Source organism: Citrobacter sp. RHB20-C16 (genome assembly GCF_013890155.1).
In the GTDB taxonomy this organism is placed as follows: domain Bacteria; phylum Pseudomonadota; class Gammaproteobacteria; order Enterobacterales; family Enterobacteriaceae; genus Citrobacter_A; species Citrobacter_A amalonaticus.
In genome coordinates this window covers 1,694,068-1,705,809 of sequence record NZ_CP057630.1, presented here as the reverse complement: position 1 = coordinate 1,705,809, position 11,742 = coordinate 1,694,068, and the positions used below count along the sequence as shown (strand labels likewise).

At 53.7% G+C, this 11,742-nt stretch carries 11 protein-coding genes; 9 read left to right on the top strand and 2 right to left on the bottom strand.

Annotated elements, in window-relative coordinates:
• The first annotated feature begins 103 nt into the window (after nt 1-103).
• From HVX64_RS08170 to cobO, 4 genes are all read left to right on the top strand, one after another.
• Nucleotides 104-1,411 (top strand): dicarboxylate/amino acid:cation symporter, encoded by a 1,308-nt coding sequence (locus HVX64_RS08170; RefSeq protein ID WP_043001352.1) that lies wholly within the window; start codon nt 104-106, stop codon nt 1,409-1,411.
• 70 nt (nt 1,412-1,481) lie between these two features.
• On the top strand, nt 1,482-2,483 hold the full coding sequence (gene glsA / locus HVX64_RS08165; RefSeq protein WP_044256534.1) for a glutaminase A: 1,002 nt from the start codon (nt 1,482-1,484) through the stop codon (nt 2,481-2,483).
• A 113-nt stretch (nt 2,484-2,596) separates the two neighbouring features.
• Nucleotides 2,597-4,249, top strand: a complete 1,653-nt coding sequence (locus HVX64_RS08160; RefSeq protein WP_044256536.1) for a class I fumarate hydratase — start codon at nt 2,597-2,599, stop codon at nt 4,247-4,249.
• 9 nt (nt 4,250-4,258) lie between these two features.
• Nucleotides 4,259-4,861: a cob(I)yrinic acid a,c-diamide adenosyltransferase gene (gene cobO / locus HVX64_RS08155; protein WP_044256538.1), complete on the top strand. Its 603-nt coding sequence runs from the start codon at nt 4,259-4,261 to the stop codon at nt 4,859-4,861.
• Nucleotides 4,862-4,922: 61 nt separating this feature from the next.
• On the opposite strand, the gene HVX64_RS08150 is transcribed toward cobO, so the two are convergent.
• Nucleotides 4,923-5,831: a LysR family transcriptional regulator gene (locus HVX64_RS08150; RefSeq protein WP_043001356.1), complete on the bottom strand. Its 909-nt coding sequence runs from the start codon at nt 5,829-5,831 to the stop codon at nt 4,923-4,925.
• Between the two features lie 405 nt (nt 5,832-6,236).
• On the opposite strand from HVX64_RS08150, the gene cobA reads away from it, so the two are divergent.
• Entirely contained in the window at nt 6,237-7,016 is a 780-nt protein-coding gene (gene cobA, locus HVX64_RS08145) for a uroporphyrinogen-III C-methyltransferase (protein WP_043001357.1), read from the top strand.
• On the opposite strand, the gene HVX64_RS08140 is transcribed toward cobA, so the two are convergent.
• Nucleotides 6,995-7,888: a PocR ligand-binding domain-containing protein gene (locus HVX64_RS08140; protein WP_044256540.1), complete on the bottom strand. Its 894-nt coding sequence runs from the start codon at nt 7,886-7,888 to the stop codon at nt 6,995-6,997. The genes cobA and HVX64_RS08140 overlap by 22 nt on opposite strands.
• A gap of 372 nt (nt 7,889-8,260) precedes the next feature.
• Between HVX64_RS08140 and otnK the strand changes: the two genes are divergently transcribed.
• From otnK to HVX64_RS08120, 4 genes are read left to right on the top strand one after another with little or no spacing between them, the layout of a single operon-like run.
• On the top strand, nt 8,261-9,523 hold the full coding sequence (gene otnK, locus HVX64_RS08135) for a 3-oxo-tetronate kinase (RefSeq protein ID WP_044256542.1): 1,263 nt from the start codon (nt 8,261-8,263) through the stop codon (nt 9,521-9,523).
• Nucleotides 9,523-10,167 (top strand): aldolase, encoded by a 645-nt coding sequence (locus HVX64_RS08130; RefSeq protein ID WP_043001986.1) that lies wholly within the window; start codon nt 9,523-9,525, stop codon nt 10,165-10,167. Before otnK ends, HVX64_RS08130 begins: the two co-directional genes overlap by 1 nt.
• 9 nt (nt 10,168-10,176) lie before the next feature.
• A complete protein-coding gene (locus HVX64_RS08125) occupies nt 10,177-10,983 on the top strand; it encodes a DeoR/GlpR family DNA-binding transcription regulator (protein WP_044256544.1) in 807 nt (268 codons plus the stop codon).
• Nucleotides 10,964-11,740 (top strand): TIM barrel protein, encoded by a 777-nt coding sequence (locus tag HVX64_RS08120; protein WP_044256547.1) that lies wholly within the window; start codon nt 10,964-10,966, stop codon nt 11,738-11,740. The genes HVX64_RS08125 and HVX64_RS08120 overlap by 20 nt, the downstream gene beginning before the upstream one ends.
• Nucleotides 11,741-11,742: the final 2 nt, after the last annotated feature.

Here is an 11,742-nt window from a genome sequence, read left to right as displayed (position 1 = left end):
ATGCGGTTGGTCATAACCTGCGTGCGCCTGAGCTGCTGTCCTGGCTCTGGCGCACGCGACCCTACAACACTTCACAGACCAGCCTAGATCCGATGGAGTAAACATGAAGAAAATAAGTCTAACAAAAATGATCATATTAGGCCTGATACTCGGCATGATTGCCGGGGTGGCTATTAATAATATGGCATCGGCTGATACAGCAAAATCGTATGCGCAGGATATCTCTATTTTCACCACCATATTCTTACGTATGGTGAAAATGATTATCGCGCCGTTGGTTATTTCAACCCTGGTTGTCGGCATCGCGAAAATGGGCGATGCGAAAACGCTGGGGCGTATATTTTCAAAAACTTTTTTCCTGTTTATTTGCGCCTCACTGCTGTCGATTGCGCTGGGTCTGGTGATCGTCAACCTGTTCCAGCCAGGCGCAGGCATTAACTTTGTTGCCCATGACGCCGGGGCCGTGGCGGCCGTTCAGTCTGAACCGTTCACGCTGAAAGTGTTTATTTCTCACGCCGTACCGACCAGTATCGTTGACGCCATGGCGCGTAACGAAATCCTGCAAATCGTTGTGTTCTCGATCTTTCTCGGCTGTAGCCTGGCGGCGATTGGTGAGAAAGCCGAACCGATCGTGAAGGTGCTCGACTCTCTGGTTCACGTCATGCTGAAACTGACGGGTTACGTCATGCTGTTCGCCCCGTTAACGGTATTCGCCGCTATCTCCGGGCTTATCGCTGAACGCGGGCTGGGCGTGATGGTGAGCGCCGGGATCTTCATGGGTGAGTTCTACCTGACGCTGGGTATGCTGTGGGCGATCCTCATCGGCCTGTCAACGATGATTGTCGGTCCGTGCATCGGTCGCCTGACGAAAGCGATCCTCGAACCGGCACTGCTGGCATTTACCACGTCCAGCTCGGAAGCCGCGTTCCCGGGTACTCTGGATAAGCTGGAGAAATTCGGCGTCTCGTCCAAGATTGCCAGTTTCGTACTGCCTATCGGTTACTCCTTCAACCTCGTGGGTTCAATGGCCTACTGCTCGTTTGCCACCGTCTTTATCGCGCAGGCGTGCAACATTGAGCTGAGCATGGGCGAGCAAATCACCATGCTGCTGATCCTGATGTTGACTTCTAAAGGTATGGCAGGCGTACCGCGTGCCTCGATGGTGGTCATTGCCGCTACCCTCAACCAGTTCAACATTCCGGAAGCCGGTCTGATCCTGCTGATGGGCGTCGATCCGTTCCTCGACATGGGCCGTTCTGCAACCAACGTGATGAGTAACGCCATGGGCGCCGCGATTGTCAGTCGCTGGGAAGGCGAACATTTCGGTTCCGGCTGCCGGGGCACTGCGCCGGTCAAAACGCCAGAACAGGAGCGTCCTGCCACTGAGCCGTCAGAAGTGGTGATGTCCTGATGATATCAGGTTGCCGGATAAGCACTCGCCCCTTCCGGCAACATGCCAATCACACCAACAAGGTTGCACCATGAACGTAAAATTCTTCGGCGCGAGCATGTTAACCGCCAGCCTGTTTTTTAGCGCCGCCGCGCTGGCGCAAACGGCGCCGGACTACGCCGCATTGATCGAACAGGCACACCAGAAATACAAAAGTAACAACGACGGCAAAGTCGCCGACTACATCCCTGCCCTTGCCACTTACAGCCCCAACAACTTCGCCATTACCCTCGCTACCGTTGACGGCAAAATTTACCAGGCAGGAGACATCAACAAAGCATTCCCGATGGAATCGCTGAGCAAAGTCTTCACCCTCGCGCTGGCGATGGAACAGCACGGGCCGCAGGAGGTACTGGATAAACTCGGCGCTAATGCCACCGGCCTGCCCTTTAATTCCGGTCTCGCGGTCGAACTCACGAAGGGCGCACCGGAGAATCCGCTGGTCAATGCAGGTGCCATGAGTACCGTCAGCCTGATTGACGCCAAAGACAAAACCGACCGCTGGAACAAAATCCTCACCAACCTGAACGCCTGGGCCGACGCCACGCTCACGGTCAATGAACCGGTATTCAGATCGGAAATGGAGACCAACCAACACAATCAGGCGCTGGCGCAACTGATGGCATCGTACAACAGCTTCTACGGCGATACGCAGGAGGCCGTAGAGATTTACACCCGCCAGTGTTCAGTAGACGTCACCGTTGAGCAGCTTGCCAAAATGGGTGCCGTGCTGGCCAACAAGGGTAAATCGCCGTTCAACGGCAAACAGTTGCTCAATGAGCGTTATGTACCGCAGGTGCTGGCTGAAATGGCCATCGCCGGTCTCTATGACGGCAGCGGAAAATGGCTGTACACCGTCGGTATTCCGGCGAAAAGCGGCGTCGGCGGGGGCATGGTCGCGGTGGTACCGGGACAGTACGCCATTGCCGTTTACTCACCGCCGCTGGACAGCGCCGGGAACAGCGTGCGCGCCCAGCAGACTATTGAATATGTTGCCCATGCAACGCAGGCCAATCTCTTTATGGCGCATTAAGTGGATGCCGGATGGCGCTCATGCGCATCCGGCCTACGAATCAGGCATTTTTGTAGGTCGGATACGGCGCGACGCCGCCCTCCGGCGATATCAACCTTAACGTGAGAAGTAACATGTCTAAACCCTTTGTCTGGCAAGAACTCTTTGTACAAAGCAAAGAGAGTACGGAATACGAATTACTGAGCAATCAGCATGTTACGGTGACAGAGTTAGATGGCGAAGAGGTCATCAAAGTGGCGCCGGAAGCATTAACGCTGCTGGCGCAACAGGCATTCTATGAAGCATCGTTCTTCCTGCGCTCCGGACATTTAAAGCAGATCGCCAGCATCCTGCACGATCCGCAGGCCAGCAGTAACGACAAATATGTCGCCCTGCAGCTGTTACGTAATGCGGAAGTGTCGGCGAAAGGCGTGCTGCCGAACTGCCAGGACACGGGTACAGCGACAGTGGTCGCCAGCAAAGGCCAACAGATATGGACCGGCGGCGATGACGCCGAAGCGCTCAGCAAAGGGATTTACACCACCTTTAAAGAAAATAACCTGCGCTATTCGCAAAACGCCCCACTGGATATGTATACCGAGGTGAATACCGGCACCAACCTGCCGGCGCAGATCGATATCAGCGCCACACCGGGTAACGAATACCGCTTCTTGTTTGTCAATAAGGGCGGCGGTTCAGCCAACAAGGCGGCGCTGTTCCAGGAGACCAAATCGATCCTGCAACCGGAAAAGCTCACCGCATTCCTGATCGAGAAGATGAAATCACTGGGCACCGCAGCCTGCCCGCCGTATCACATCGCTTTTGTCGTCGGCGGTCTCTCCGCAGATCAGGCGCTCAAGGTCGCCAAACTGGCCTCAACCAAGTATTACGACAACCTGCCCACCAGCGGTAATGAGCTGGGTCAGGCGTTTCGTGACACGGCGCTGGAATCCGCGCTGCTCAATGCCAGCCGTGAATTTGGCATTGGCGCGCAGTTTGGCGGTAAATATTTCGCCCATGATATTCGCGTAATTCGTCTGCCGCGCCACGGCGGCTCCTGCCCGATCGCGATGGCGCTCTCCTGCTCCGCCGATCGCAATATCAAAGCGAAGATCAACAAACACGGGATCTGGCTGGAAAAACTCGAGCATAACCCAGGTAAATTTATCCCTGAATCCAGCCGCATCGAGAACAGCGCACAGAGCGTAAACCTGGATCTGAACCGTCCGCTGCGCAAGATCCTGCATGATTTATCCGCCCTGCCAGTCGGCACGCGGCTTTCGCTAAACGGCCCGATCGTCGTCGCCCGGGACATCGTGCACGCCAAACTCAAAGAGCGCCTGGACAACGGCGAAGCGATGCCAGCGTACATGAAAGATCACATTGTCTACTATGCCGGCCCGGCTAAAACGCCGGATCAGATGGCCTGTGGTTCGCTCGGGCCAACCACTGGCGGGCGCATGGACGGCTATGTCGACGCTTTCCAGGCCGCTGGTGGTAGCCTGATCATGCTGTCCAAAGGCAACCGCAGTGCGCAAGTCACCGAGGCTTGCCATAAACACGGCGGATTCAACCTCGGCAGCATCGGTGGCGCCGCCGCCTTGCTGGCGCAGCAATACGTGAAAAGCCTGCGCTGCCTCGAATATCCCGAACTGGGAATGGAAGCGGTCTGGATGATGGAAGTTGAAAACCTACCTGCCTTCGTGCTGGTAGACGACAAAGGAAACAACTTCTTCAGTCAGTTTGAACAACAGCATCGTTGTGCATCCTGCCCGGCAGGACATTAAGGAGCGTTTATGCAAGCGCGAGCCAATGGCGACCGTCATCGCCAGCGTCAGCAAAAGCTGAAAGAACAGGTGGAAATCCGTGTGGCCGCCGCCACGGAACAAAAAGGGATTTTGATCGTATTTACCGGAAATGGAAAAGGGAAATCCACGGCCGCCTTTGGCACTGCCACCCGTGCGGTGGGTCACGGTAAAACCGTTGGCGTCGCGCAGTTTATCAAAGGCCAGTGGGATAATGGCGAATACAACACCCTGCATCCGCTGGGGGTTGAGTTTCACATTATGGGTACCGGGTTTACCTGGGAAACGCAAAACCGCGAGGCGGATATCGCGGCGGCGCAGACTGTCTGGACAGAGAGCAAGCGCATGCTGGCCGATGCGCATTACGATCTGGTGGTCCTGGACGAACTTACATACATGCTGGCGTATCACTACCTGGATACTGACGAGGTGATTGCCGCCATTCGGGAGCGTCCGGCGCAGCAGAGTGTGATTGTGACCGGGCGAGGGTGTCACGCGCAGTTACTGGAGCTTGCCGATACGGTGAGCGAACTGCGCCCGGTCAAGCATGCGTTTGACAGCGGTATTCAGGCTCAGGCAGGTATTGACTGGTAGTTACGTCGTTGCCGGATGGCGCATGCGCTTATCCGGCTTCCCGTTTACCCGTCATCCGCCATCAGCGTTCCAGGTGAGATACCACCGATTTTTGTAACAGCCAGTCGCGGAAAACCTGTAAATGACGGGATTCCGCTTTTTCTTCCCGCCAGGTCATGATGAAACGATTACCCGTGCGCATGGGCACATCGCAAGGGATCACCATGTCACCGTTGTCCAGATCGTGCTGGATCGCAAAACGTGGGAGCAGCGCAACCCCCAAATTCGATCGCACCGCGGCGATCAGCATCGACAGCAGATCAAAACGCGGGCCTTTGTTGACCAGTGGGCTACTGACATCCGACAGGGCGAACCACTCCTGCCAGCCGTTAATTCGCGTACTTTGATGCAACAAGGGAAACTCATTGAGCAACTCTTCAACCGCCAGTTTCTGGTTGGGCTGCGACAGCAAACTGCCGCTACAAACCGGGAGGATTTCCTCTTCGAACAGATACTCCACTTCTGACCACGGCGAACAGAAGTCTTCACGCATAATGGCCGCATCATATTCACGGTTGAGGAAATCGCCCATGTTCGCCAGCGAGTGAATATTAACGATAATATCGGGGTTAAGTTTGTTGAATTCACGCAGATTGGGGATCAGCCAGTGGGTGCTGAAGGTCGGGTTGACCGCCAGTTCAATGACTTCGACCGTGGGCTGCCAGGTCATAATGGTATTCGTATCACGCTCAAGTTTATTTAGCGTTTCTTTAACAATGCTCAAATAATGCTTCCCGGCCTCGTTTAAAAAAATCCGCTTTTTGGCATGATTAAATAATGCAGTATGCAGAAAATCCTCAAGTGCATTCACCTGGCGAAATACAGCACTTTGCGTTAATGCTAACTCCTCCGCCGCACGCGTATAACTTTCATGACGTGCCACCACTTCAAACGTCACCAGTAATTCAGTCTTTGGTATCTTTCCTCTCATAACGTCTTCCATATGCCGCGTACAAAAATAGTTTAATTTATAAAAAATAAATGCAACCGACTCCCGATTGGCCTGAGAGTTATATTTTATTTCCTACCTGGATGTCATTGATCCACTCCATGGTTTATTCACACAGGGGGCGAACAAATAATAACCAATAATACGCAAGACTGGCCATAAACACAATTTAATTAAGGTTATTTTGCGACAAATAGCGCCAATAAGTTCTTAATAATTTTTCAAGATAACTTGTTTATCGGAGAAAAAACTTTGCGGGTTTAATCAATATTATTTACTTATTATTTCAGGAGAATTCAGTTCACTCAACGATAAGCAAACGATGACGTTTTTTTATCTGCTTTTACTATTTTTACCGTTTTTCCCGACAATAATTAAGGACGACATATGAAAAATTCCGGAAAAGTCTGGCTGGTTGGTGCAGGTCCTGGTGATATCAGCTTACTGACCCTTAAAGCCCTGCAGTGTATTCAACAGGCTGATGTCATCATTTACGATCGGCTGGTCAATCCTAAAATGCTTGAGTGGTGCTCAGCGAGTTGTACCTGCATCAACGTTGGCAAAAGTCCGGGCTATCATAGTGTTCCTCAGGAGGAGATCAATGCCCTGCTTATCCAGCATGCGCGAACACAGCGGAACGTTGTGCGCCTGAAAGGCGGCGATCCTTACGTGTTTGGCCGCGGTGCCGAAGAGGTGGAATGTCTGGTCGAAGAAGGCATTGCTTTCGAAGTGGTGCCGGGGATCAGTTCCGCCATTGGCGGGCTGGCCTGCGCCGGGATCCCGGTGACCCACCGCGACCTGGCATCGGGTTTTCATGTCGTGACAGGACATACCCGCGAAGGTAATCAGCAGCAGGACTGGCGGCAGTTGGCGAAGCTCAACGGCACGCTGGTGATTGTTATGGGGATCGCTAACCTGCCATTTATTTGTGAAGAACTGCTGATGGGAGGCAAATCACCGGCCACGCCCGCGGCGATTGTGATGTCGGCTACCCGGGACAATCAGCGGCGCTTAACTTGTACGCTCGGTACATTACTCACGAAAGCACAGGAAGCGAATATTGTGCCACCGGCACTGATTGTGGTTGGCGATGTTGTCCGTTTGAGCGACCGACTCTCTTTTATTCCCGAGGTGATGGAACGCGCCTACAGCGAAAGGTGTTCATGACGGAATGACTGCGGAGACGTCTGGTGAGCCGCCCGGAACACCCGACAAAAATAGCTGGTCTGCGCATACTGAAGTTTCCGGGCGATGCTGTCGATAGAGTTCTTCGGATCGCGCAGCAACTCACTCGCCCGCTGCATTTTTTTCTGGCTCACCCAGGTTTTAAAATTCACTCCCTGCCGTTTCTTAAAGAAACGGCTAAAGTAGTTGGCGCTTAAACAGACATGCGCGGCCACCGACTCCAGCGTCAGTTCCTCGTATAAGTGTTCATCAATATAGCGCAGTGCGGCGACCAGTTTCTTTTCGTGGCGAGAAAGTTCCATTGCCGACAGACGCAGGTCGCTCAACTGCACATCAGCGGTGTCCACCGTTTTACGCTGAACCGGGCTGAGATTGTTAATAATAAAGCTGAGCAGGTTTGCCGCTGCCACCAGATGATTATTTTCAACAATCGCGACCTGATTCCAGGCTGATTTAATTTTAGGATCGAAAACCCACTGCCGATCGTCATCAATGACAATAGTTTTATATTCCGGATACTTTGCGCGCACCTGACCGCAAATAATAAATCCCAGAAGATGCCCCTGACGAATTAACGGCATAGAGAAAAAACTCAACCCCGCATGACAGCAGAGTATTCTGATTTTTTCTTCTTTTAACCCTTCAAAAGCGCAATATTTATCACATTTCTGACACGTTTTTTGGTATTGCGGATTGGCGCGCAGTAATGAACAGAACGAATTAAAATTATGACAGGCAGAGATTTCCCGACCATTAATGTCTACCACCACGGCGGCGAGCCCGGTCGCCTTAGAAAATACCTCTGCCAGTGAGTAAAAAGTGTGTAAGACATCGTCCTGAATATGCTGAGGCACGTTACGCTCCGTCAGTGGTCTGGATAACGTCGCTACTATGCTTAATTTGTCCAGGTGAAAAAATGACCCTGACCGCAAAAAATAATCTAATTTAATCAGGTGATTATGATCAAATTGCAAGAGTGCCCCCCGCGCTCCTCAACACCAGTCCACCGACTGCTGTGACAACTTTTCCCAAAGATTAACGAATCTTCACATCTTCCTGTGAGCTTCATTTCAACATCACTCACCATTTTATTTATGATTTTCAATCAGTTATATAAATAACATACAATTTTATGATGTGCTTATTTGTGAGAATCATCATGTGAATGTGAAACGCCCTCCTGAATAATAGGCTCAATGACAAGATAATCTGAACGGAGTAGATGTATGCCCGTCACGACAGGTGTTATCGCCGACGACTTTACTGGCGCAACGGATATCGCAAGTTTTATGGCTGAGCAAGGCTGGAGGGTCGCGCTGCTGCCCGGGATGCCAGACGCCGCGCAGCCGTGGAATGAAGAGGTCGACGCGATTGTCATCTCGCTGAAAAGCCGTTCTCTACCGGCTGACCAGGCCATCGATCAATCATTACGCTGCTGGCAATGGCTGCACCACACGGCAGGTGCGCGGCAAATTTACTTTAAATATTGCTCCACCTTTGATTCCACCCCCGCCGGGAATATCGGTCCGGTCAGCGATGCGCTGATAGAAGCGATGCACGCGCCGTACATCGTTCACTGCCCAGCCCTGCCACAAAACGGACGGACGGTGATTCACGGTCATTTGTTTGTGAATGGCGTATTACTGAATGAATCCGGCATGGAGAAACATCCGCTCAACCCGATGACCGATGCGAACCTGATTCGCCTGCTCACGGCGCAAACTGCCAGCGCTGTCGGGCGCATTGACCTCAGCACGATTCAGAAAGGTGTGGAAGCGGTCACTCACGCGCTGGAACGCTGCCAGTCTGAAGGTGTACGTCACGTGATCGTGGATACCTTCAGCGAAGCCGATCTGCAGACCCTCGCTCAGGCCTTACGTCATACACCGTTGCTGGCGGGCGGTTCCGGCCTGGGTGGTGCACTGGCCACTTGCGCCGCACCACAGCGTAGGCGGGAAGCGGTACATCCCTTCCCGCAGCCGGCAAAAACGGTGGTGTTTTCCGGAAGTTGTTCCGCCATGAGTAACCGCCAGGTGAATCGCTATAAAGCACAGGCCGCTTCCCTTCTACTCGACGTGGCGCGCTGCCTGACAGACGCAGAGCGTTACAGCGACGAGCTGTCGCGGTGGACAATGACTCATGTCGATGACGCGCTCGCTCCATTGATTTACGCCACCCAGCCGCCGGAAGCGCTGAAACGCATTCAACAGGAGTACGGCGAGCAGCGCGCCAGCCGGGCGATTGAGCATACCTTTGCCAGACTGACGGCCAAACTGCAGGCCGCAGGCGTAAACAGTTTTATCGTCGCCGGTGGCGAAACGTCCGGCACCGTAGTGGAGGCGTTACAGGTGACGCGACTGACGGTCGGCAAAGCCATCGCGCCCGGCGTGCCGTGGGTGTTCTCCGCCGAGCCGCCGCTCGCGCTGGCGCTGAAGTCAGGCAACTTCGGTGACGAAGACTTCTTTTTCACCGCGCAGGAGTCTGCATGATGAGTCAGCTTAACGAACAACAACTCCGCGAACAGCTGGTGCACTACGGTCGTTCTCTGTTTATGCGCGGCTTCAGCAGCGGTGGTTCGGGCAACCTGAGCGTAAAACTGCCGGACGGCGGCTATCTGGTCACGCCGACCAACTCCTGTCTGGGCGAGCTGGACGCCGCAACGCTCAGTAAACTGGATGCCAACGGGGTTCACCTCAGTGGCGATAAACCGTCGAAAGAAGTGCCCATGCACCTGGCCTGGTATCGTCATCGTCCGGCCTGCGGCGCGGTGGTTCATCTGCATTCGCCATGGCTGACCGCCCTTTCCTGTCTGCCATGCAGCACACCGGAAAACTGTCTGCCGCCGTTAACGCCGTACTACGTAATGCGCGTCGGGCAGTTGCCTCTGTTGCCCTATTTCAAACCCGGTCATGAGGGGATTGCCAGCGCACTCAGCGAGATTGCGGCGGACCATACTGCCGCGCTCCTGGCAAATCACGGCCCGGTAGTCAGTGGTCGCTCACTTCGTGAGGCGGTGTTTAATGCCGAAGAGCTGGAAGACAGCGCCCGCATCTGGCTGACCTTAAAACCACTCGGCTACGTGCCGCTAACGGCGGAAGCAGTAGCTGAACTCGAACAATCCCGGCGAGCATGAGGTGAGAGGATGATCCCCGAACAACGACGTGATTTTATCTACCGCTACGTGCATGAAAAAAACGTCGCCTCGTTTAATGAGCTGGCGGATCTGATGAGCGTGTCGCACATGACCGTGCGCCGCGATATTCAGTTGCTGGAAGAAGAAGGCAAAGTCATCTCGATCAATGGCGGGGTGAAACTCAACAATCTGCTGAAATCGGAGCTGCCGTGGCGGGAAAAGGCCGAGCTGCATCATGACGTGAAGCGACGGATGGGGCAACTAGCCGCGATGTTGATAGAACCAGGGCAAACGCTGTATCTCGATGCGGGAACGTCGTTGTTTGAAGTGGCGAAAGCCGTCGCCGCCAGCCACTGCTTCAACCTGACGGTGGTGACGAACGATTTTTCCATCAGCCACTACCTGATGGATATGCCGCACATCACGCTGTATCACACCGGCGGACTGGTGGATCAGCGCAACCGCTCATGCCTTGGGAAAAGCGCCGCCAGTTTTCTGCGCACGATCAATATAGACGTGGCGTTTCTCAGTTCGTCCTCGTGGGATACCGAACGTGGAATGTCGACCCCCAGCGAAGGCAAAGCCTCGGTGAAAGAGGCCGTGCTCACCGTCTCCCGCCGCCGGGTGCTGGTCTGCGACAGCAGTAAATTTGGCAAATACGGGATGTTCCACATCTGCTCGCTGGATCAACTGACCGACATTATTTCGGATAACCGGTTACCCGACGTAGCGCAGGACACCATTACCAGCCAGGGCGTGAAACTGCACCTGGTGGATTGCCGGGAGGGAACGCATCATGCTGAAGTTAGCGGCTAACCTCGACTGGCTGTTTTGCGAACGTCCCATTGCGGAGCGCTTTCAGGCCGCAAAGGCGGCGGGTTTTCACGGCGTTGAAGGGCTGTTTCTCTGGCAGCATCCGCTGGATGTGCTGCTGGCGGCGCAACGGGAAACCGGTCTGCCGGTGGCGCTGATGAATGCGCCAGCGGGTCACTGGCAGGCCGGTGAACGCGGACTGGCCTCCCTGCCAGGCTGTGACGAGGAGTATCATCGCAGTCTGCTGATTGCCCGCGATTACGCCACGGCACTGGGCTGTCGCAAGGTGCACGTCATGGCCGGATTGCGCGTGGCCGGACTTTCCGCTAACGCCCAGTATGAACAATTAACCGACCGACTGCGTATCGCCTGTGACGTCATGGTTGGGGCCGATATCGACGTGTTGATTGAACCGTTAAACCCGGACGATATGCCTGGTTATTTTGTTGATAGCTTTCCACTGGCTGAACGTCTTATTCGCGAAGTGAACAGAAAAAATATCGGCTTACAGTTTGATATTTACCACTGCCAAAAAATACACGGTAATGTTACACATCTTATTCAACATTATTTACCGATCATTAAACACTTTCAGATTGCTTCTGTACCCGGCCGCCATGAACCGGGAACGGGAGAATTAAATGAAACATGGCTTTTTGAATTTATTAAGCAGACAGGTTATCAGGGCTGGATAGGTTGTGAATATAAACCGTCAACACCAGGGCCCGAATCGTTACGCTGGATGACACCGTACTTATAATT